16 protein-coding genes and 1 riboswitch are annotated in these 20,960 nt (G+C 71.8%); of the genes, 10 read left to right on the forward strand and 6 right to left on the reverse strand.

Annotation, left to right across the window (positions count from 1 at the left end):
* Positions 1-2: 2 nt before the first annotated feature.
* Complete coding sequence (locus ACI2L3_RS05870; protein ID WP_404751058.1) at positions 3-2,456, reverse strand: DNA topoisomerase (ATP-hydrolyzing) subunit A; 2,454 nt, start codon at positions 2,454-2,456, stop codon at positions 3-5.
* A gap of 213 nt (positions 2,457-2,669) precedes the next feature.
* On the opposite strand from ACI2L3_RS05870, the gene ACI2L3_RS05875 reads away from it, so the two are divergent.
* From ACI2L3_RS05875 to ACI2L3_RS05890, 4 genes are all read left to right on the forward strand, one after another.
* Entirely contained in the window at positions 2,670-4,025 is a 1,356-nt protein-coding gene (locus ACI2L3_RS05875; protein ID WP_404751059.1) for a M16 family metallopeptidase, read from the forward strand.
* Positions 4,022-5,407, forward strand: coding sequence for a M16 family metallopeptidase (locus ACI2L3_RS05880; protein WP_404751060.1), 1,386 nt, complete (start codon positions 4,022-4,024; stop codon positions 5,405-5,407). Before ACI2L3_RS05875 ends, ACI2L3_RS05880 begins: the two co-directional genes overlap by 4 nt.
* A 194-nt stretch (positions 5,408-5,601) precedes the next feature.
* Positions 5,602-5,764: riboswitch (cyclic di-AMP (ydaO/yuaA leader) on the forward strand.
* A 12-nt stretch (positions 5,765-5,776) separates the two neighbouring features.
* Positions 5,777-6,580, forward strand: a complete 804-nt coding sequence (locus ACI2L3_RS05885) for a M23 family metallopeptidase (protein WP_404751061.1) — start codon at positions 5,777-5,779, stop codon at positions 6,578-6,580.
* 191 nt (positions 6,581-6,771) lie between these two features.
* The gene (locus ACI2L3_RS05890; protein WP_404751062.1) at positions 6,772-7,458 is read left to right on the forward strand and encodes a GntR family transcriptional regulator; all 687 of its coding nucleotides are present in this window, start codon (positions 6,772-6,774) and stop codon (positions 7,456-7,458) included.
* Positions 7,459-7,585: 127 nt separating this feature from the next.
* Here the strand turns inward: ACI2L3_RS05890 and ACI2L3_RS05895 are convergent, their stop codons facing one another.
* Positions 7,586-7,867: an HPr family phosphocarrier protein gene (locus ACI2L3_RS05895; protein ID WP_404751063.1), complete on the reverse strand. Its 282-nt coding sequence runs from the start codon at positions 7,865-7,867 to the stop codon at positions 7,586-7,588.
* Positions 7,868-8,020: 153 nt separating this feature from the next.
* Here ACI2L3_RS05895 and ACI2L3_RS05900 point away from each other — a divergent pair, with 153 nt between their 5' ends.
* The 4 genes from ACI2L3_RS05900 to ACI2L3_RS05915 all read left to right on the forward strand — a co-directional run bounded on the left by ACI2L3_RS05900 (position 8,021) and on the right by ACI2L3_RS05915 (position 13,432).
* The gene (locus ACI2L3_RS05900; RefSeq protein ID WP_404751064.1) at positions 8,021-10,855 is read left to right on the forward strand and encodes a GNAT family N-acetyltransferase; all 2,835 of its coding nucleotides are present in this window, start codon (positions 8,021-8,023) and stop codon (positions 10,853-10,855) included.
* A gap of 69 nt (positions 10,856-10,924) precedes the next feature.
* Complete coding sequence (locus ACI2L3_RS05905) at positions 10,925-11,512, forward strand: DUF5998 family protein (protein ID WP_362992738.1); 588 nt, start codon at positions 10,925-10,927, stop codon at positions 11,510-11,512.
* Positions 11,512-12,699, forward strand: a complete 1,188-nt coding sequence (locus ACI2L3_RS05910; RefSeq protein WP_404751065.1) for an alkaline phosphatase family protein — start codon at positions 11,512-11,514, stop codon at positions 12,697-12,699. Before ACI2L3_RS05905 ends, ACI2L3_RS05910 begins: the two co-directional genes overlap by 1 nt.
* A 52-nt stretch (positions 12,700-12,751) precedes the next feature.
* Positions 12,752-13,432: a thymidine kinase gene (locus ACI2L3_RS05915; protein ID WP_404751066.1), complete on the forward strand. Its 681-nt coding sequence runs from the start codon at positions 12,752-12,754 to the stop codon at positions 13,430-13,432.
* On the opposite strand, the gene ACI2L3_RS05920 is transcribed toward ACI2L3_RS05915, so the two are convergent.
* Positions 13,415-14,140 (reverse strand): VOC family protein, encoded by a 726-nt coding sequence (locus tag ACI2L3_RS05920; protein WP_404751334.1) that lies wholly within the window; start codon positions 14,138-14,140, stop codon positions 13,415-13,417. The two genes, ACI2L3_RS05915 and ACI2L3_RS05920, sit on opposite strands and share 18 nt — an antisense overlap.
* Before the next feature lie 444 nt (positions 14,141-14,584).
* Here ACI2L3_RS05920 and ACI2L3_RS05925 point away from each other — a divergent pair, with 444 nt between their 5' ends.
* A complete protein-coding gene (locus ACI2L3_RS05925; RefSeq protein ID WP_404751067.1) occupies positions 14,585-15,412 on the forward strand; it encodes a sulfurtransferase in 828 nt (275 codons plus the stop codon).
* 59 nt (positions 15,413-15,471) lie between these two features.
* On the opposite strand, the gene sepH is transcribed toward ACI2L3_RS05925, so the two are convergent.
* The gene (gene sepH / locus ACI2L3_RS05930; RefSeq protein WP_404751068.1) at positions 15,472-16,572 is read right to left on the reverse strand and encodes a septation protein SepH; all 1,101 of its coding nucleotides are present in this window, start codon (positions 16,570-16,572) and stop codon (positions 15,472-15,474) included.
* A 481-nt stretch (positions 16,573-17,053) separates the two neighbouring features.
* Here sepH and ACI2L3_RS05935 point away from each other — a divergent pair, with 481 nt between their 5' ends.
* Positions 17,054-18,253 (forward strand): hypothetical protein, encoded by a 1,200-nt coding sequence (locus ACI2L3_RS05935; protein ID WP_404751069.1) that lies wholly within the window; start codon positions 17,054-17,056, stop codon positions 18,251-18,253.
* A gap of 21 nt (positions 18,254-18,274) precedes the next feature.
* Here ACI2L3_RS05935 and ACI2L3_RS05940 read toward each other — a convergent pair whose 3' ends face one another.
* Both ACI2L3_RS05940 and ACI2L3_RS05945 read right to left on the reverse strand, forming a co-directional pair.
* Positions 18,275-19,600, reverse strand: a complete 1,326-nt coding sequence (locus ACI2L3_RS05940; protein ID WP_404751070.1) for a D-arabinono-1,4-lactone oxidase — start codon at positions 19,598-19,600, stop codon at positions 18,275-18,277.
* Entirely contained in the window at positions 19,554-20,798 is a 1,245-nt protein-coding gene (locus ACI2L3_RS05945) for an MFS transporter (RefSeq protein ID WP_404751071.1), read from the reverse strand. Before ACI2L3_RS05945 ends, ACI2L3_RS05940 begins: the two co-directional genes overlap by 47 nt.
* Positions 20,799-20,960: the final 162 nt, after the last annotated feature.

Consider the following 20,960-nt stretch of genomic DNA (forward strand, 5'->3'; position numbering starts at 1 on the left):
CGCTACACCGGTCCCGCCACCGCAGCCACCGGCTTCGCCAGGGAGACGCCCGAACCGTCACGGCGCGGGTCGATCTCCGGCAGCTCGGCCGGCGACCCGTTCCGCTGCGCCGCGTGCGGGGGCGTCGGGCCCGCCCAGGCGAAGCTCAGACAGTCCTCGCCCTTCAGGAACCGCTGGACGCGCACTCCGCCCGTGGCGCGGCCCTTGCGCGGGTACTGGTCGAACGGCGTGAGCTTGGCCGTCGTCTGCACCGAGTCGTCGAGGGTGCCGCGCGAGCCCGCCACCGTGAAGACCACCGCGTCCACCGCCGGGTCCACCGCCGCGAAGGAGATGACCTTCGCGCCGTCGGCGAGCTTGATGCCCGTCATGCCACCCGCGGGACGGCCCTGGGGGCGGACCTGCGAGGCCTGGTAGCGCAGGAGCTGGGCGTCGTCCGTGATGAAGACCAGGTCCTCCTCGCCGGTGCGCAGCTCGGCCGCGCCGACGATCCGGTCACCGTCCTTGAGGGTGATGACCTCCAACTCCTCCTTGTTGGACGGATAGTCGGGGACCACGCGCTTGACGACGCCCTGCTCGGTGCCGAGCGCGAGACCCGGCGAGGACTCGTCGAGCGTCATCAGGCAGATCAGCTTCTCGTCCTTCTCCAGGGAGAGCAGCTCGGCGACGGGCGCTCCTCCGGAGAGGTTGGGCGCGCTCGCCGTCTCCGGCAGCTGGGGAAGGTCCACTACGGACAGGCGCAACAACCGCCCCTGGGAGGTGACCGCGCCCACCTCGCCGCGCGCCGTCGCCGGTACCGCCGAGACGATCACGTCGTGCTTGACGCGCTTGGTGTCGCCGTCGGCGAAGGGGTCGCCGTTGGCCGTACGGGCCAGGAGACCCGTCGACGACAGGAGCACCCGGCACGGGTCGTCCGCCACCTGGAGCGAGACCGTGGCGGCCGGGGAGCCGGCCGACTCCAGGAGCACCGTGCGCCGGTCGGTGCCGAACTTCTTGGCGACGGCGGCCAGTTCGGAGGAGACCAGCTTGCGAAGCTCGGCGTCCGAGTCGAGGATGCCGGTCAGCTCGTCGATCTCGCCGTTGAGCTTGTCGCGCTCGGACTCCAGCTCGATGCGGTCGAACTTGGTCAGGCGGCGCAGCGGGGTGTCCAGGATGTACTGCGTCTGGATGTCGCTGAGCGAGAAGCGCTCGATCAGGCGCTCCTTGGCCTGCGCGGAGTTGTCACTGGAGCGGATGAGGCGGATGACCTCGTCGATGTCCAGGAGGGCGACCAGGAGGCCTTCGACCAGGTGCAGGCGGTCGCGCTTCTTGCCGCGGCGGAACTCGCTGCGCCGGCGCACCACGTTGAACCGGTGGTCGAGATAGACCTCCAGGAGCTCCTTGAGGCCGAGGGTGAGGGGCTGGCCGTCGACCAGCGCCACGTTGTTGATGCCGAAGGACTCCTCCATCGGCGTCAGCTTGTAGAGCTGCTCCAGGACGGCCTCGGGCACGAAGCCGTTCTTGATCTCGATGACCAGGCGCAGGCCGTGCGAGCGGTCGGTGAGGTCCTTGACGTCGGCGATGCCCTGGAGCTTCTTCGAGCCGACCAGGTCCTTGATCTTGGAGATGACCTTCTCGGGGCCGACCGTGAAGGGCAGTTCGGTGACGACGAGGCCCTTGCGGCGCGCCGTCACGTTCTCCACGGAGACCGTGGCGCGGATCTTGAAGGAGCCGCGGCCCGATTCGTAAGCGTCCTTGATGCCGTTCAGCCCGACGATCCGGCCGCCCGTGGGCAGGTCGGGGCCCGGCACGTACTTCATCAGGGTCTCGAGGTCGGCGCCCGGGTGCCTGATCAGGTGGCGGGCGGCGGCGATGACCTCGCCGAGATTGTGCGGCGGCATGTTCGTCGCCATGCCGACGGCGATGCCCGACGCGCCGTTGACCAGGAGGTTCGGATACGCCGCCGGGAGGGCGGTCGGCTCCATCTCCTGGCCGTCGTAGTTCGGCTCGAAGTCGACGGTGTTCTCGTCGATCGACTCCGTCATCAGCGAGGTGGCGTCGGCCATCCTGCACTCGGTGTACCGCATGGCTGCAGGCGGGTCGTCGTTGCCGAGCGAGCCGAAGTTGCCGTGGCCGTCCACCAGCGGGAGGCGCATCGAGAAGGGCTGGGCCATGCGCACCAGGGCGTCGTAGATCGACGCGTCTCCGTGCGGGTGCAATTTACCCATGACCTCGCCGACGACACGGGCACACTTCACGTAGCCGCGGTCGGGGCGCAGGCCCATCTCGTTCATCTGGTACACGATCCTGCGGTGCACCGGCTTCATGCCGTCGCGGGCGTCCGGCAGGGCACGGGAGTAGATGACCGAATACGCGTACTCGAGGAAGGAGCCCTGCATCTCGTCGACGACGTCGATGTCGAGGATCTTCTCCTCGTACGAGTCGTCGGGCGGCGGGGTCTTCGTGCTGCGGCGGGCCATCGCTGCTGCGGCTCCTTCACCAAGCAAGTGCGGGTACTGACGCCGACCATTGTGGACTGTCCCACTGACAACGCCGACCACGACCCGTGCACCGGCGGTGTCGGCCGGGACTACGCCGAGGGCGGACCGGGAACTTCGTCAGGTGTCCACACGCTTGCATACAGTGGCAGGACTGGCAGAACCAGCAATGTTTTAGCGATCGAAGGGACGTACATGCCCATGGGTCACACGGCCACAGCCGAGGCCGGCTCCGGCGGCCTGACAGCGACCGAGCACCGGCTGGCCAACGGCCTGCGCGTGGTGCTCTCCGAGGACCACCTGACCCCCGTCGCCGCGGTCTGCCTCTGGTACGACGTCGGCTCCCGCCACGAGGTCAAGGGGCGAACCGGCCTCGCGCACCTCTTCGAGCACCTCATGTTCCAGGGCTCGAAGCAGGTGCACGGCAACGGCCACTTCGAGCTGGTCCAGGGCGCGGGCGGCTCGCTCAACGGCACGACGAGCTTCGAGCGCACCAACTACTTCGAGACGATGCCCGCCCACCAGTTGGAGCTCGCCCTCTGGCTCGAGGCCGACCGGATGGGCTCGCTGCTCTCCGCCCTGGATGAAGAGTCCATGGAGAACCAGCGCGACGTCGTCAAGAACGAGCGCCGCCAGCGCTACGACAACGTCCCGTACGGCACTGCCTTCGAGAAGCTCACCGCCCTCTCGTACCCGGAGGGCCACCCCTACCACCACACGCCGATCGGCTCCATGGCCGACCTGGACGCGGCCACCCTGGACGACGCACGCGCGTTCTTCCGTACGTACTACGCGCCCAACAACGCCGTCCTCTCGGTCGTCGGCGACATCGACCCGGAGCAGACGCTCGCCTGGATCGAGAAGTACTTCGGTTCGATCCCCGGGCACGACGGCAAGCAGCCGCCGCGCGACGGGTCCCTGCCCGAGCGCATCGGCGAGGAGCTGCGCGAGGTCGTCGAGGAGGACGTCCCGGCCCGCGCCCTGATGGCCGCCTACCGCCTCCCGGAGGACGGCACGCGCGCGTGCGACGCGGCCGACATCGCCCTCACCGTCCTCGGCAGCGGCGAGTCCTCCCGGCTCTACAACCGGCTCGTGCGCCGGGACCGCACCGCGGTCGCCGCGGGCTTCGGCCTGCTGCGGCTGGCCGGGGCGCCCTCGCTCGGCTGGCTGGACGTGAAGACGTCCGGCGACGTCGAGGTCCCCGTGATCGAGGCCGCCGTCGACGAGGAGCTGGCCCGCTTCGCCGCGGAGGGCCCCACTCCGGAGGAGATGGAGCGCGCCCAGGCGCAGTTGGAGCGCGAGTGGCTGGACCGGCTCGGCACGGTCGCGGGCCGCGCCGACGAACTCTGCCGGTTCGCCGTCCTGTTCGGTGACCCGCAGCTCGCCCTGACCGCCGTCCAGCGCGTCCTCGACGTCACGGCGGAAGAGGTCCAGGAGGTCGCCAAGGCCCGGCTGCGCCCGGACAACCGCGCGGTGCTCGTGTACGAACCCGTGACTGCCGCCGACGAGGGCGCAGAGGACGCTGAGGAAGAAGAGGAGGCGGCGAAGTGACCGAGGCCGCGACGATGCAGTTCCACCCCCAGCCACAGGCCGGCACCGCCAAGCCCTGGGCCTTCCCGGCGCCCGAGCGCGGCACGCTGCCCAACGGCCTCACCGTGCTGCGCTGCCACCGCCCCGGCCAGCAGGTCGTCGCCGTCGAGATCAACCTCGAAGCGCCCCTGGACGCCGAGCCGGAGGGCCTCGACGGCGTCGCCACGATCATGGCGAGGGCCTTCAACGAAGGCACCGACAAGCACTCCGCTGAGGAGTTCGCCGCCGAGCTCGACCGCTGCGGCGCCACCATGGACGCGCACGCCGACCACCCCGGCGTACGCGTCTCCCTCGAAGTCCCGGTCTCCCGGCTCCCCAAGGCGCTCGGCCTGCTCGCCGACGCGCTGCGTGCCCCCGCCTTCGCGGACAGCGAGATCGAGCGGCTCGTCCGCAACCGCCTGGACGAGATCCCGCACGAGGCCGCCAACCCGGCGCGCCGCGCCGCCAAGGAGCTCTCCAGGCAGCTCTTCCCGGCCACCTCGCGCATGTCGCGGCCCCGCCAGGGCACCGAGGAGACGGTCGCGGCCATCGATTCGGCGGCGGTGCGCGCCTTCTACGAGAAGTACGTCCGCCCCGCCACGGCCACCCTCGTCGTGGTCGGCGACCTGACCGGCACCGACCTGGACGCCGTCCTCGCGGACACCGTCGGCGCCTGGACGGGCTCCCCGGGCGAGCCGCGCCCGGTGCCGCCGGTGACCGCCGACGACCGCGGCCGCGTCGTCATCGTGGACCGCCCCGGCGCCGTCCAGACGCAGCTGCTGATCGGCCGCATCGGTCCCGACCGGCACGACCGCGTCTGGCCGGCCCAGGTCCTCGGCACGTACTGCCTGGGCGGCACCCTCACCTCGCGTCTGGACCGTGTCCTTCGCGAGGAGAAGGGATACACCTACGGTGTAAGGGCGTTCAGCCAGGTCCTGCGTTCGGCGCCGGACGGGTCGGGCGCCGCGATGCTCGCCATCAGCGGCTCCGTCGACACCCCCAACACGGGACCGGCGCTCGAGGACCTGTGGAAGGTCCTGCGGGTGCTCGCCGCCGAGGGCCTCACGGACGCCGAGCGCGACGTGGCCGTGCAGAACCTGGTGGGCGTCGCCCCGCTCAAGTACGAGATGGCGGCCTCCGTGGCGGCCACCCTCGCCGACCAGGTCGAGCAGAACCTGCCGGACGACTTCCAGGCGCAGCTGTACCGGCAGCTGGCCGCCACCGGCACCGTGGAGGCCACCGCCGCCGTCGTGAACGCCTTCCCGGAGGACCGTCTGGTGACGGTCCTCGTCGGGGACGCCGCGCAGATCGAGGAGCCCGTCAGGGCGCTCGGCATCGGCGAAGTGAGCGTGGTCACCAGCTGAGTGACAGTCAGGACCTGTGGGGCCCCGGTGACCGCTTGAGGTGCCGGGGCCCCTATATGCCCGATTTCATACGGTGGTTGCCTGTCTGCCGTGTGGCGTGCGCTACAAAATATGACTTCTGTTTGTCGATTGCAGTCGGCCCGTTTAGCGTCGACCCGGCTGTCCGTCGCGCAGTACGCCGCATCCGCGGCACCGGACAGTCATCGCCGAGTCCCCGTACGGCGCGAGCCAGGGGAGCCGGGGACCCACATGTCCCCTGGGGTGAATCGGGCACCTTGCCGCGAGGTGAGGGGTCCGTAGGAGACCTTCCTGCTCCGAACCCGTCAGCTAACCCGGTAGGCGAGAAGGAAGGAAAGGATCACCCGCCACATGGCGTTCACCCGTGCCACCGGGAAGCACCGTCGTCCGAGCCGCCTCACGCGTACCACCGCGAACGTCGCCGGCGTCGCGGCGCTCACCACCACCGGTGTCATCGGCGGCCTCGCGGCCCCCGCTCTCGCCGCCCCCGACGAGGCGGCGATGGAGCACACCGGTCTGACCCAGGCGGTCTCCGTGGGCGACTCGCTCGCCGCGAGCATCGACGCGCAGGCCGCGGCGCAGCAGCAGGCCGCCGACGACGCCGCTGCCGCCAAGCAGGCCGAAGAGGCCGCCAAGAAGAAGGCCGCCGAGGAGAAGCGCAAGGCGGAGGCCGAGGCCAAGGCGAAGGCCAAGAAGGAGCGCGAGGCCAAGGAGCGCGCCGCGCGCGAGGCCGAGCGCAAGCGCCTGAACACCTACGTCTCCCCGATCAGCGGCTCGTACGTCTCCACGGGCTACCAGACCGGCGGCGCCATGTGGTCCTCCGGCAGCCACACCGGCGTGGACTTCCACGCGGCGTCCGGCACCTCGGTCCACGCGGTCGGCTCCGGCACCGTCGTCGAGGCCGGCTGGGGCGGCGCGTACGGCAACAACGTGGTCATCAAGATGAACGACGGCACGTACACCCAGTACGGCCACATGTCGTCCCTCAGCGTCACCGTGGGCCAGGCGGTCACCCCGGGCCAGCAGATAGGCCTCTCCGGTTCCACCGGCAACTCCAGCGGCCCGCACCTCCACTTCGAGGCCCGCACCGGCGCGGAGTACGGCTCGGACATCGACCCGGTCGCCTACCTCCGCTCGCACGGCGTCAACGTCTGACGGACCCCGTACAGCTCCGAAAGCCCCGGCTCGCCCAGAGCCGGGGCTTTCGCGTTGCCGTCGTTCCGCCCCTGGCCAAAAGATATCCATGGATTCCGGCCCGCCGTCGGAAATCCCGGCGTTCTGCAATAGAGTCACTGAATGAGCGTCGGTCGACCGCGTTTCGCGGGGATTAAGGCGGAGGTCCGGACATGCGCGTTCCCGCGCACTCGGTATGCACGGCCATTCGGGACGATATTGTCGCCGGCGTCCACGAAAGGGGCGGGCGGCTCACCGAGGAACTCCTCGCGCGCCGCTACGGCGTATCCCGGGTGCCCGTGCGCGAGGCCCTGCGCACGCTGGAGGCCGAGGGCTTCGTCGTCACGCGCAGGCACGCGGGCGCGTGCGTCGCCGAGCCGACCGAGCAGGAGGCCGCCGACCTCCTGGAGGTCAGGACGCTGCTCGAACCGCTCGCCGCGGCGCGCGCCGCGCAGCGCCGCACGGACGCGCACCTGAAGGTGCTGCGCGGACTCGTGAGGCTGGGTCAGGAGCGCTCCAGGAGCGGCCTGGGGGAGGATCTGCGCTCACTGGGCGGCTGGTTCCACGAGACGCTCGCCCAGGCCTCCCAGAGCCCCGGCCTCAGCGCGCTGCTCACCCAGCTCCGGCACAAGATCGCCTGGATGTACGTCGTGGAGAGCCCGGCGGCACCGGCCGAGTCCTGGGCGGAGCACGCCGCGATCCTCGACGCGGTCGTCCGCCGGGACCCGGAGCGGGCCAGGGCGCTCACCACCGCGCACGCCGAACGGACGACGGCCGCCCACCGATTGCGCTCGGCGCGACGGGCCGGCCGTGTGAGGGATTCGCAACATGCCGTAAACACGGTGAGCCTCCGGAATTAACGGAGGTGCCGTATACAAAGACAAGAGAAAAGAGCGGCGCCAAAAGACTCCATGGAAAACGAGAATACGTGAATGGGGTCACCCGGAATTCCGGGTGACCCCATTCACGTAATGCGAGGAACGTGTCCTAGACCGTCTCCGGCAGCTCCTCGAGCCCCTCCGAGACCAGCTTCGCCAGACGGTCGAGGGCGGCGTCGGCACCCTCGGCGTCGGAGGCGAGGGTGATCTCCTCGCCGCCCTGGGCGCCCAGGCCGAGCACCGCGAGCATCGAGCCGGCGTTGACCGGGTTGCCGCCGGCCTTGGCGATCGTCACGGGGACGCCCGCGGCCGTGGCCGCGCGGACGAAGATGGAGGCGGGTCGGGCGTGAAGGCCCTCGGCCCAGCCGACGTTGACGCGGCGCTCAGCCATGTGTTGCTGCCCTTCCAGGTGACTCACACTTGTCTAGACCAGTGTCTCATGCCGTCACGGGTGCTCTGTCGGACGTACGTCCGGTCCCGGCCGCCTTCGACCCGTCCCAGCTTGCCCCGGCCCCGACGGCCGCGCGACCCGTACCCTGGCCCCATGCAGACCCCGTCGGATCAGCAGGATCGGCACGACTACCCCTCCCACTGGGAAGCCGATGTGGTGCTGCGCGACGGAGGCACCGCCCGGATCAGGCCCATCACGGCCGAGGACGCGGACCGCCTGGTCAGCTTCTACGAACAGGTCTCGGACGAGTCGAAGTACTACCGCTTCTTCGCGCCCTATCCGCGGCTGTCCGCCAAGGACGTGCACCGTTTCACCCACCACGACCAAGTGGACCGGGTGGGCCTCGCGGCCACGGTGGGCGGCGAGTTCATCGCCACCGTGCGCTACGACCGCATCGACGAGCGCGGCATGGCCGCCAGCGCGCCCGCCGACGAGGCCGAGGTCGCCTTCCTCGTGCAGGACGCCCACCAGGGCCGGGGCGTCGCCTCCACGCTCCTCGAACACATCGCGGCCGTCGCCAGGGAGCGCGGCATCCGGCGCTTCGCCGCCGAGGTGCTGCCCGCCAACACCAAGATGATCAAGGTGTTCACGGACGCGGGCTACCAGCAGAAGCGCAGCTTCGAGGACGGCGTCGTCCGCCTGGAGTTCGACCTGGAGCCCACCGACCGCTCGCTCGCCGTGCAGCGCGCCCGCGAACAGCGCGCCGAGGGACGGTCCGTGCAGCGCCTCCTCACACCGGGCTCGGTCGCGGTGATCGGCGTGGGCCGGGCCGTCGGCGGCGTGGGCCGCAGCGTGCTGACCAACCTCCGGGAGTCCGGCTTCACCGGGCGCCTGTACGCGGTGAACAGCGCCTTCGGAGAAGAGGCCGACGGCGCGCACATCGACGGAGTGCCCGCGCACCGCTCCGTGGCGGCCATCGAGGAGCCCGTCGACCTCGCGGTGATCGCCGTGCCCGCCGAGCGCGTCCCGCAGGCCGTCGCCGAGTGCGGCGAGCGCGGAGTGCGTGGCCTCGTGGTGCTGTCGGCAGGCTACGGAGAGAGCGGTCGGCTCGGCCGCGAGCGGCAGCGGGAACTGGTGCGCCAGGCCCGCTCGTACGGCATGCGCATCATCGGCCCGAACGCCTTCGGAGTCATCAACACCTCTCCGGAGACGCGGCTCAACGCCTCCCTCGCCCCGCAGTCCCCCGCGCGCGGACGCATCGGCCTGTTCACCCAGTCCGGCGCCATCGGTATCGCCCTGCTCTCCGGGCTGCACCGACGGGGCGCGGGACTGTCCACGTTCGTCGGCTCCGGCAACCGCGCGGACGTGTCCGGCAACGACCTCCTGCAGTACTGGTTCGAGGACCCGGACACCGACGTCACGCTCATGTACCTGGAGACCATCGGCAACCCGCGCAAGTTCACCCGCCTGGCACGGCGTTCGGCCGCCACCAAGCCCCTCGTCGTCGTCCAGGGCGCCCGCCACAGCGGCATCACACCGACCGGTCACGCCGTACAGGCCACCCGCCTGCCGCACGCCACCGTCTCCGCGCTCCTGCGCCAGGCCGGCGTCATCCGCGTCGACACCGTCACCGAGATGGTCGACGCGGGCCTGCTGCTCGCCGGGCAGCCGCTGCCCTCCGGGCCCCGTGTCGGCATCCTCGGGAACTCCGAGTCCCTCGGCCTCCTCACGTACGACGCGTGTGTCGCCGACGGACTGCGGCCCCTGCCGCCGCGCGACCTCACGACCGGAGCCACCCCGGCCGACTTCCGTACCGCGCTCACCGAGGCACTGTCGGACGACGGCTGCGACGCGGTGATCGTCAACGCGATCCCCTGGGTGGGGGAGGACGGGGCCACCACCGACCCCGAGACGCTGGCCACGGAGTTGCGGGCCGCCGCCGCGGGATGCCCCGCGAAGCCCGTCGCCGTGGTCCACGTCGAGCTCGGCGGGCTCGCCGAGGCACTGGCCGCCGCGGCCAGCACCCGCCCCGACGCCCCCGCCCCGCCGACCAGCAGGCAGCCCGCGGAGGCGGCCGCGCCGGACGCCCCGGAGGAGCCGGCAGCCGCCACCGAGCAGTACCGCATCCCCGCCTACCCCGCCGCCGAGCGTGCCGTCCGCGCCCTCTCCGAAGCCGTCAAGTACGCACAGTGGCGGCGCGAGGCCGCCGAGCCGGGGCGGGTGCCCGAGTACGACGACATCGACGAGAGCGGGGCCGCCGGGCGCATCGCGGAACTGCTCGCCAAGGACGACGACCCGCGCGGTCTGACCCTCGCCCCGGCGGACGCCCACGAACTGCTCCGGCGGTACGGCATCCCCGTACGACAGGCCCTGCCCGCGCCCGGCCCCGACGCGGCGGCGGAGGCCGCACGCACCCTCGGCTATCCGGTCGCCCTGAAGACCACGGCCCCGCACCTGCGCCACCGGGCCGACCTCGGCGGGGTGCGGCTCGACCTCGCCGACGAGGAACAATTGCGCCGGGCGTACCAGGAGTTGACGGACGCCTTCGGCAGCCCCGCCGAGCTGCGCCCCGTCGTGCAGGGCATGGTGCCGCGCGGCGTCGACACCGTCGTGCGCGCGGTCATCGACCCGGCCGCCGGAGCGGTGCTCTCGTTCGGCCTCGCGGGCGCCCCCTCCGAACTGCTCGGCGACACCGCCCACCGCCTCGTCCCCGTCACCGACCGGGAGGCGGGCTCCATGGTCAGGTCCATCCGGACCGCACCACTCCTCTTCGGCTGGCGAGGCTCCGCCCCCGTGGACACCCCGGCCCTCGAAGAGCTGCTCCAGCGGGTCTCCCGGCTCGTCGACGACCACCCCGAAGTGGTCGCCGTCTCCCTGGAGCCGGTGGTCGTCGCCCAGCGCGGCCTCTCCGTACTCGACGCGTCCGTCCGCCTCGCGCCCCCGCCCGCCCGCGACGACCTCGGCCCGCGCACCCTTCCCGGCTACTGAGAGCGCTTCCCGGGACCGGGGCGGCCGCGGGGCACCGTGCGCCCCGCGCCGGGCCGTAGGATGGGCGGCATGGCAAAGACCGGTACGACGACCCAGGGGCTGCGCGCGGCGATCGAGCGCAGCGGCTACTACCCGGCCCTCGTGGCCGAGGCGGTGGAGGCCGCGATCGGCGGCGAGGCCATCGGGTCCTACCTGGTCCACCAGGAGACGACGTTCGACGCCAACGAGGTGCGCCGGCACGTCACCGTCCTCGTCCTGACCGGCACGCGCTTCATCGTCAGCCACACCGACGAGCAGGCGGCGGACAGCACCTCCCCGACGCCGTACGCGACGACCTCCACCGAGTCGGTCAAGATCGGCCGCATCTCCTCCGTCGTGGTCAGCCGCGTCGTCGGCAACCCCGAGAAGTACGTTCCCGGTACCCCGCCCCGCGAGGTCGTCCTGACCATCGGCTGGGGCGCCGTCGCGCGCCTCGACCTGGAGCCCGCGGCCTGCGGCGACCCCAACTGCGAGGCGGACCACGGGTACACGGGCAGCTCGACCGCCGACGACCTGAGCCTGCGCGTCAGCGAGGCGGGTGACGGCCCCGACGCCGTCCGGCAGACCCTCGCCTTCGCCCAGGCCCTGTCCGAAGCGACCGCGGACACCGCCCGCTGATGTCGCTGCCCGCCTGGGACGACGTACAACCGCTCGCCCTCGACACCGCACCCGTGCCCGCGTACGGCACCGGCTCGCTGGCCGACCTGCTGCCCACGCTCGTCGCCCACCAGGGCGTCGACGGCTTCGCGCCCGTCATCCCCGAACTCGCCCCGGCCGACCGGAACTGCGTCTTCCTGATCGACGGCCTGGGCTGGCAGCAGCTCAAGGCGCACCCGGCCGAGGCGCCCTTCCTGACCTCGCTGCTGCAGAGCTCGCGCGGCGGCACGGGGCAGCCCATCACCGCCGGCTTCCCCGCCACCACCGCCACCTCGCTCGCCTCGGTCGGCACGGGCCTGCCGCCCGGCGCGCACGGCCTGCCCGGCTACACCGTCCGCGACCCGGCGACCGGCCAGCTGATGAACCAGCTCCGCTGGAACCCGTGGACCGACCCGCACGCGTGGCAGCCGCACCCCACCGTCTTCCAGCGGGCCCACGACGCCGGCGTGCACACCGCGCAGGTCTCCTCGCCGACCTTCGAGCACACGCCGCTCACCAAGGTCGCCCTGAGCGGCGGCTCCTTCCGGGGCAGGGCCTCCGGAGAGGACCGCATGGACCTCGCCGCGGAGCAACTCGCCGCGGGCGACCGCTCCTTGGTCTACACGTACTACTCGGAAGTGGACGGCAAGGGGCACCGCTTCGGCGTCGACTCCGACGCCTGGCGCGGCCAGCTCATGTACGTCGACCGGCTCGTCCAGCGCCTCGCCGAGCAGCTGCCGCCGCGCAGCGCCCTGTACGTCACCGCGGACCACGGCATGCTCGACATCCCCTTCGACGACGCGTCCCGCATCGACTTCGACGAGGACTGGGAGCTGCGCGCCGGCGTCGCCCTCCTCGGCGGCGAGGGGCGCGCCCGCCACGTCTACGCGGTGCCGGGCGCCGAGAACGACGTCCTGACGGTCTGGCGCGAGGTCCTCGGCGAACAGTTCTGGGTGGCCGGACGTGACGAGGCGATCGAGGCCGGCTGGTTCGGTCCACACATTGATCAACGTGTGTACGGGCGCATCGGCGATGTCGTCGCGGCGGCCCACGCGGACGTGGCGATCATCGCCTCGGAGCGTGAGCCCAAGGAGTCCGCGCTGGTCGGCATGCACGGCTCCATGACCCCCGTCGAGCAGCTCGTCCCGCTCCTCGAAGTACGCTCCTGACCGGCCCCGCCCGCCAACCGCTCCCCAAGCCTCGAAAGGTCTTAGACCCCCCATGCCCGAGCTGGTGTTCTTCTCCGGAACGATGGACTGCGGAAAGAGCACGCTGGCTCTGCAGATCGAGCACAACCGCTCCGCCCGCGGACTCCAGGGCATGATCTTCACGCGGGACGACCGCGCGGGCGAGGGCAAGCTCTCCTCCCGCCTCGGCCTCGTCACCGACGCGACCGAGGCCGCGGACGACTTCGACTTCTACGCCCACCTCGTCGACCACCTCTCGCAGGGCGGCCGCGCGGACTATGTGATCGCGGACGAGGCGCAGTTCCTGGCCCCGGACCAGATCGACCAGCTCGCGAGGGTCGTCGACGACCTCGGCCTGGACGTCTTCGCGTTCGGCATCACCACGGACTTCCGCTCCAAGCTCTTCCCGGGCTCGCAGCGCCTGGTCGAGCTCGCCGACCGCGTCGAGGTCCTCCAGGTCGAGGCGCTCTGCTGGTGCGGGGCCCGCGCCACGCACAACGCCCGCACCATAGGCGGCGAGATGGTCGTCGAGGGTGCCCAGGTCGTCGTCGGCGACGTCAACCAGTCGGCGGACGAGGTGGGCTACGAAGTGCTGTGCCGCCGCCACCACCGGCGCAGGACGACGGCGGCCACCGCACGCGCGGGCGCCCTGTCGCCGGACGTGCTGCCGGTCGACGAGGCAGCCGCGGCGCCTGCCTCAGCCGTCCGTGTGTGAGCGTACGAGAGTGAAGGCCGCGCCCTCCAGGTCGGCGACCGTCGCCATCCGGCCGTAGCTGCCGGCCCAGGCGGGCCTGACGACCTGACCGCCGAGGTCGAGGACCCGCTCCACCGCCTCGTCCACGTCGGCCACTTCGAAGTGCGTCATCCAGTGCGGGCCCCGGTCACGCGGGAGCGCCTGCCCCACCCCGTGCACGCCCGCCACCGGCCGGTCGTCCACGCACAGCGTCACGTAGTCGAAGTCGGCCGAGACGACGGCCTCCACGGTGCAGCCGAACACGGTCTGGTAGAACTTGACGACGCTCGCCGTCTCCAGCGTCACGAGCTCGTTCCAGGTCGGTGTGCCGGGTCTGCCGATCACCGCGGTGCCCAGGTGGGCCGCCGCCTGCCAGACGCCGAACACGGCACCCATCGGGTCCGACGCGATGATCAGCCGCCCGGCCTCGCCCGCGTCGAGCGGACCGACGCCGACCGTGCCGCCGCAGGCCCGCACCGCCTCCGCCGTCGCGTCCGCGTCGTCCGTCGCCAGATAGGGCGTCCACGCGATGGGCAGCCGGCGCCCCGCGGGCAGTTGGCCGATGCCCGCCACTTCCTGGTCGTCGAGCAGGGCCCGCACGTACGGACCGAGCTGCTGCGGACCGGGCCGGAACTCCCACCCGAAGAGTGACCCGTAGAACTCCTGGGTGGCGGGCAGGTCGTGCGTCATCAGGCTCACCCAGCAGGGCGTCCCTGGCTTGTCCCGCAGGCCGGTCCACGCACCGTCCCGCCGCACCTTCCCGAAGGGCTCCGACGAGCTCTGTTCAGGGGAGACCCCATTCGCCCGCGCCTCGGTCATCGTCACCCTCTCCTCGGTCTTCGTGCGACCGCTCAGCTTTATTGTCGAATACGCGTGCGATGTCGCGCGGACTCGTGCCCGTGCAGATGCTCGCACCGCCTGCCGCCCCGCGCGCCCCGACGGCGCCGCACTGTCCGGCTTCTCGCGGTAGATGCCCGATTTCCCGCTTCTCATCCGTGAACACGTGATCATGCGACGGTGAGCAGTGGCCGTACAGGGCGTGCCCGGTTCCGTACGCCGCGTGGCCGGCGCCGTCCGGCGGGCAGGGTAGCCCGACCTTGGCGACACGACCACCCCGTGCGCAAGGATGGGGCCATGAACGCCATCATCTCCGCATCCCGGCTCGCGAGCGACCTGGCGGGCGAGAACCCGCCGGTCGTGCTCGACGTCCGCTGGCAGCACGAGGGCTCCCAGCGCTCCGCATACGAGGAAGGGCACATTCCGTCGGCTGTCTTCATCGATCTGGACGCTGACCTGGCCGGTCCCGCCGGTGCCGGTGGCCGCCACCCACTGCCCGACGTGGACCGCTTCGGTGCCGTGATGCGGGCGGCCGGGGTCTCGCAGGACCGGGACGTCGTTGTGTACGACGGTGGCCAGAACTGGGCGGCGGCACGCCTGTGGTGGATGCTGCGCTGGACGGGCCACGCGTCCGTCCGGGTCCTCGACGGCGGCATCGGTTTCTGGACGGGCCCGCTGGAGCAGGGCGCGGGCACGGTCCCGGCCGAGGGCACCTTCGAACCGGCGCCGAACAGCAGGGACCTGCTGGACGCGGACTCCGCGGCGGCCCTGGCGCGCTCGGGCCTCCTCCTGGACGCCCGCGCGGCCGAGCGGTACCGCGGCGAGGTCGAGCCGATCGACAGCGTGGCCGGCCACATCCCGGGCGCGGTCTCGGCGCCGACCACGGAGAACGTCGCGGCGGACGGCCGTTTCAAGCCGGCCGACGAGTTGGCGGACCGCTTCAAGGCGCTGGGCACGTCGGCCACTACGGAGGTCGGCGTCTACTGCGGCTCGGGCGTCTCGGGCGCGCACGAGGTGCTCGCCCTCGCGGTGGCGGGGATTCCGGCCGCGCTGTACGTCGGCTCGTGGTCGGAGTGGTCGGCCGACTCCTCGCGTCCCGTGGCGACGGGCCCGGACCCTCAGTAGGACGCGGACGGGCCCCGCACCCATGAGGTGCGGGGCCCGTCCGGCCGACCGTTGCCCGGTTACTCCTGCTTCTTGCGGCGGGTGCCGAAGACGATCTCGTCCCAGCTGGGCACCGCCGCGCGGCGGCCCGGCCTGACCCCATCGGCCTCGGCCTGCCGGTCCGTGGAACCGACGAGGCGGTCGCGGTGGCTCGCCACCGAGCGCGGCATGAGCACGTCCGCGTAGGCCGCGCCGGCACCGGCGGACGCCGCCGGGGGCTCCTCCGCGTCCGGCTCCTGCTCGGGCTCTTCCTGCGCGGGCGGCGGCAGCTCCGCGGTGCTCGCGGCCGAGGGACGCTCGGGCACGACCATGTCGCCGCGGAAGCTGGGCACCGCCTCCAGGAGGCTGGTCAGCGAGTCGCGCTCCTGCTCGGCGACCGCGCCGCCCGCCCCGGTGCTCTCCTCCGGCGGGTCGGCGGGGGGAGCGGGGATGCTCGGGCGGTCCAGCTGACGGTCCAGGGCGCGGTCGAGCGGCCGGTCCGCGGGGCGGTCCCGGGGGAGCCGCGCGATGCGCGGCACGAACGGGAAGCTGGGCTCGGGCGCGGAGATGTCGTCGGTCTCGCCGATCAGCGAGCGCGCCTCGTCGTCCACGGCCTGGACGAGCCGCCGGGGCGGGTCGTACGTCCAGCACGCGGAGTGCGGTTCGGCCGCGACGCGGTAGACGAGCAGGACTTCCCAGGTGCCGTCGTCGCGGCGCCAGGAGTCCCACTGCACGGTGTCCTTGTCGACGCCCCGCAGCATCAGCCGCTCCTGCACGGCCTCGCCGAGCTGGGGGCCGGTGTTCTCACCGGGGCGGCGCACGGGGGTCTTCCGCGCGCGCTCCGCCATGAAGGCGCGCTCGGCGAGCACGGGTCCTTCGAAGCGGCGGACGCGGTCGACGGGGATGCCCGCGAGCTGGGCCACTTCTTCGGCGCTGGCGCCCGCACGTATCCGCGCCTGGATGTCGCGCGGTCGGAGGTGGCTCTCCACCTCGATCTCGATCTGGCCGAGTCGGGGCCTGTCGCCGCGGACGGCCGCACGCAGCCGCTCGTCGATCGGAAGCGTGTACTCCGTGCTGTCCGCAGCCTTCAGCACCAGCCGTGTGCCGTCGTTGCTGACGGCCACGACACGCAGTTCGGGCATGGGGACCTCCCGGGTGGTGCCTGCCGACGTCACGTGCGTCGCTGCTTCCGCTAGTCGAGTGTGGCCTGCCCGGGTGCAGCCTGCCACAACCTTGCCGAGTTGCCCGGCGTGTCGGGCAGGGGCCCTGGATCGCCGTTATGGCACGGTTACCATTTTGCAACGCTAAGTGACGACTTTCGCCACCCTGTGCGGCCAGCCCCCCACCCGGCGGTTCTGGAAGGCCCCGGGCACCCTGGCGGGAGACCGGACCCAGGGCTCGCAACAGTACTCCATTCGGGCCACGCGGGTGGACCGCCGCGCCGCCGAAGTTCTCGTGGCGGAAGGGAGTTGGCGGCCGCCCCGCTCCGTCGCGCCCGCGTACGCGTGGCGCACTTCACGGAAAAGCCAGAAACGGAACTAATCGCTTCGCCCATACGTCCCTGTCTCGTGCAGTCGGCCGAGAAAAGGTTGAGAAGAGCGAGAAAGCAGGCAAGGGTCGGAGATGCGTGAAAAGCCGGATTCCGGCAAGGAGTCGAAGGGCCAGGAGGAGCCGGAGGAGAAGCGGCGCCTCGATCTGAGTGTGCCGCAGGTGGCGGGCAGCGCCATCGCCGCGGTCGTGGCGGCGAAGCTCGCCTCGAACCTCGGTGTCTACGGGACGATCCTCGGCGCCGGCGTCGTCAGCGCGATCGCGACCTGTGGCGGCACCGTCTTCCAGCATTTCTTCAAGCGCACGGGCGAGCAGATACGTGACGTCACGGTGCAGGCCAAGCCGAAGGCGCGGCAGGTTCCGGTGCCGGCCGCGCGGCAGGTGCCCGAGACGTTCAGAACCTCCGCCTACACGGGCGCCATTGGCGGGACGGGTCCCGTGACCACGACGTGGGGGAGGCCACAGCCGACCGGCACGGACGCCGACGCCGACGCGACAACGGTGCTGCCGACGGCGGGAGACGCGGACCCCACGACGGTGCTGCCCTCCGTGGCGGCCGGGCTCGACGCCGACGCCGACAGGACGCAGCTCCTCGGATCGGTGGACCCCGCGGAGCTGGACGCCACGCAGCTGGTGCCCCGGGACGACGCCACGCGCGTACTGCGCACCACGGGCCAGGACCCGGCGCCGACGACCGCCCTCGAACCGCCGCTCCCGTCCGACGAGTTCACCGAGGGCACCACGCACCGCGCGCGGATCCGCAGCTGGAAGCGGCCGTTGATCGCCGCGGCCGTCGTCTTCGGAGTCGCCATGGCGGGGATCACGACGTACGAAGTGGTCTCCGGGAAGGACTTGAGCGGCGGCAAGGGCACCACGATCGGCAATGGCTTCTCGGGTCGCAACTCCTCTCCGGAGAAGCCGTCCACGCCCTCCGTGGAACCCTCCGGACAGCCCTCGGGCAACGGCACCACGGAGCCGGACGACGGTTCCCAGAAGGGTGACGGCGACGCCACGCAGGACCCGAACGGGACCGGCGGCGAGACCCCGGGCACTGGTCAGAGCAACGGAACGGGCAACGGCAACGACTCCGGTTCGAAGCACGACCAGGACAACGGCACCGGTACGGACCCCGACAAGGACCAGGGCAACGACTCCGGAGACGACGGTTCCAAGACGGATCCGACGCCCACGCCGACCCCGACGCCCACGCCGTCGAGCGGCACGGGCACGGGTACGGACGGTGACCCCCAGCAGGGCGGAACCCCTGCTCCGTAGAGACCACTCCGTAGAAGGGGGTCAGGCGCCGAGGACCCGCCGCAGGTAGTCGTTGCCGAACAGGCGGTCGGGGTCGAGGCGGTCGCGCAGGGCCGTGAACTCGCCGAAGCGGGGGTAGGCCTTGGCGAAGTACTCCGCGTCGCGCGTGTGCACCTTGCCCCAGTGCGGCCGCCCCTCGTGCGCGGTGAAGATCCGCTCGGCGGCCGTGAAGTACGCCTGGTAGGGCGTGCCCCGGTACATGTGGATGGCGATGTAGGCGCTCTCCCGGCCCGACGCCGTGGAGAGCGCCATGTCGTCCGCGGGCGCCGTGCGGACCTCCACGGGGAAGCTGATCCGCAGCCGCGAGCGCTCCACCATCGCCCGCAGCTCGCGCAGGGCCGGGACGAGGGCCTCGCGCGGGACGGCGTACTCCATCTCCATGAACCGCACGCGGCGCGGGCTGGTGAAGACCTTGTAGGGGATGTCCGTGTACGTACGCGCGGAGAGTGCCTTGCTGGAGATCTTGGCGATGCCGGGTATGGCCGCCGGGACGGCGCGGCCGAGGGAATTGACCACCTGGAAGAGGCCGTTGGAGAGCAGTTCGTCCTCTACGAAGGCGCTGATCCGGCCGGGCGGCTCCGCGGGGCCGGGGCTGCGGTTGTTGCGCTTGGTGTTGCAGTTGCCGGTGTGCGGGAACCAGTAGAACTCGAAGTGCTCGTTCTCGGTGACGAGCGCGTCGAAGTCGCTGGTGACCTTGTCGAAGGCCATCGGCTCCTCGCGGGCCGTGAGGAAGAAGATCGGCTCCACGGCGAAGGTGACCGCGGTGATCACGCCGAGCGCGCCGAGGCCGACGCGGGCGGCGGCGAAGACGTCGGGGTTCTCGTCGGCCGAGCAGGTCAGGACCGTGCCGTCCGCAGTGACCAGTTCGAGCGCCGTGATCTGGGCGGCGATCGAGGCCGAGTCGCGGCCCGTGCCGTGGGTGCCGGTGCTGACGGCTCCGGAGACGGTCTGCTCCATGATGTCGCCCATGTTCGTGAGCGACAGGCCCTCGCGGGCCAGCGCCGCGTTCAGGCGCTTCAGCGGAGTGCCCGCCCCGACGGTGACCGTGCCCGCCGCGCGGTCGATGCCGCGGATGCCGGCGAGCAGGTCGGGACGTATGAGGACGCCGTCGGTCGAGGCGGTCGCCGTGAAGGAGTGGCCGGAGCCGACGGGCTTCACCCTGAGGCCGTCGTCCTTGGCCCGGCGCAGCGCGGCCGCCAGTTCGCCGACCGAGGCGGGAGTGACCTCCCGGGCCGGCCGTGCGGTGACGTTGCCCGCCCAGTTACGCCACGTCGCTGTGTTCCGCCCGCTGCCCGTGCCCGTACTCATGGGTCCCTCCCCGTTGCGGCACCGGCCTCTTCAGCCGGCGATACCCAAGGAACCCGACCGCGACCGCGACGGCTCCGGAGACCCCCGGTACCCCGTACCCCGCCTCCGACCCCGCGGCGTCGATGACCCAGCCGGCCGCGGAGGAGCCGAGCGCGACGCCGACCGCGAGTCCGGTGCTCACCCAGGTCATGCCCTCGGTCAGTTTCGCGCGTGGTACGTGCTGCTCGACGAGGGCCATCGTCGTGATCATTGTCGGTGCGATGGAGAGGCCCGCTACGAACAACGCCACGGCCAGCAACGGAAGGTTCCCGACCAGTTGAAGCGGGATCATACTCACGCCCATCGCGCAGACACCCAGCAGCCACCGGGGGGCGGGCGCCCCCTTGAAGTGCAGCAGGCCGAAGGCCGCGCCCGCCAGACAGGAGCCGAGCGCGTACACCGCAAGGACCAGGCTCGCCGCCGACTTGTGGCCCTGGTCCTCCGCGTACGCCACGGTGACCACGTCGATCGACCCGAAGATCGCGCCGGTCGCGACGAAGGTGAGGACGAGCACCTGTAGGCCCCCGGAGCGCAGCGCCGAGTCCTTGGTGTGGTGTTCGCGCGGGTGCGGCACCGGTTCGGTGGCCCGCTGGGCGGTCAGCCAGAAGACGCCCACGGCGAGGAAGGCGCCGGCGAGCAGCGGTCCCGCCTCGGGGAACCACACCGTGGACAGGCCGATCGAGATGATCGGTCCGAAGATGAAGCACACCTCGTCCACCACAGACTCGAACGAGTACGCGGTGTGGAGCTGCGGGGTGCCGCGGTACAGGACGGCCCAGCGCGCCCGGATCATCGAGCCCACGCTCGGCACGCAGCCGACCAGGGCGGCGAAGACGAACAGCGTCCAGTCGGGCGCCTCGAACTTCGCGCAGAGCAACAGCCCGGCGACGGCGGCCAGCGACACCAGCGTCGCGGGCCGCAGCACGCGCCGCTGCCCGTGCCGGTCCACCAGGCGGGAGATCTGCGGCCCGATCGCCGCGGCGGACAGCGCGACGGTCGCCGACAGGGCGCCCGCGAGGCCGTACCGCCCGGTGAGCTGGGACACCATGGTCACGATGCCGATGCCCATCATCGACAGCGGCATGCGGCCGAGGAACCCGGCGCTGGAGAAGGCCTTGGTGCCGGGGGCGGCGAAGATGGCGCGGTAGGGGCTGGGCACGTGGGACTCCGCTGAGGGGCCGGAGCGGCTCGTCCCGCGAAGGAGGGCTCGCGGGAGAGGGGCTCCGGTAAGGCGTGAAGATGGCCAATACAGCTTACGGCTCCGGAGGGTCCCGCCGCACCGTGTTTTTCCGGTCGGCGGAGGCCGTTCTCCGCATGTCAG

Source organism: Streptomyces sp. NPDC029674 (assembly GCF_044903205.1).
Lineage (GTDB): Bacteria > Actinomycetota > Actinomycetes > Streptomycetales > Streptomycetaceae > Streptomyces.

Coding starts and splice junctions, on each gene's coding strand:
- ACI2L3_RS05915 (WP_404751066.1), top strand. CDS start 12,752: ATGCCCGAGCTGGTGTTCTTCTCCGGAACGATGGACTGCGGAAAGAGC.
- ACI2L3_RS05875 (WP_404751059.1), top strand. CDS start 2,670: ATGCCCATGGGTCACACGGCCACAGCCGAGGCCGGCTCCGGCGGCCTG.
- ACI2L3_RS05885 (WP_404751061.1), top strand. CDS start 5,777: ATGGCGTTCACCCGTGCCACCGGGAAGCACCGTCGTCCGAGCCGCCTC.
- ACI2L3_RS05900 (WP_404751064.1), top strand. CDS start 8,021: ATGCAGACCCCGTCGGATCAGCAGGATCGGCACGACTACCCCTCCCAC.
- ACI2L3_RS05870 (WP_404751058.1), bottom strand. CDS start 2,456: ATGGCCCGCCGCAGCACGAAGACCCCGCCGCCCGACGACTCGTACGAG.
- ACI2L3_RS05920 (WP_404751334.1), bottom strand. CDS start 14,140: ATGACGCACGACCTGCCCGCCACCCAGGAGTTCTACGGGTCACTCTTC.
- ACI2L3_RS05905 (WP_362992738.1), top strand. CDS start 10,925: ATGGCAAAGACCGGTACGACGACCCAGGGGCTGCGCGCGGCGATCGAG.
- ACI2L3_RS05895 (WP_404751063.1), bottom strand. CDS start 7,867: ATGGCTGAGCGCCGCGTCAACGTCGGCTGGGCCGAGGGCCTTCACGCC.
- ACI2L3_RS05925 (WP_404751067.1), top strand. CDS start 14,585: ATGAACGCCATCATCTCCGCATCCCGGCTCGCGAGCGACCTGGCGGGC.
- ACI2L3_RS05890 (WP_404751062.1), top strand. CDS start 6,772: ATGCGCGTTCCCGCGCACTCGGTATGCACGGCCATTCGGGACGATATT.
- ACI2L3_RS05910 (WP_404751065.1), top strand. CDS start 11,512: ATGTCGCTGCCCGCCTGGGACGACGTACAACCGCTCGCCCTCGACACC.
- sepH (WP_404751068.1), bottom strand. CDS start 16,572: ATGCCCGAACTGCGTGTCGTGGCCGTCAGCAACGACGGCACACGGCTG.
- ACI2L3_RS05940 (WP_404751070.1), bottom strand. CDS start 19,600: ATGAGTACGGGCACGGGCAGCGGGCGGAACACAGCGACGTGGCGTAAC.
- ACI2L3_RS05935 (WP_404751069.1), top strand. CDS start 17,054: ATGCGTGAAAAGCCGGATTCCGGCAAGGAGTCGAAGGGCCAGGAGGAG.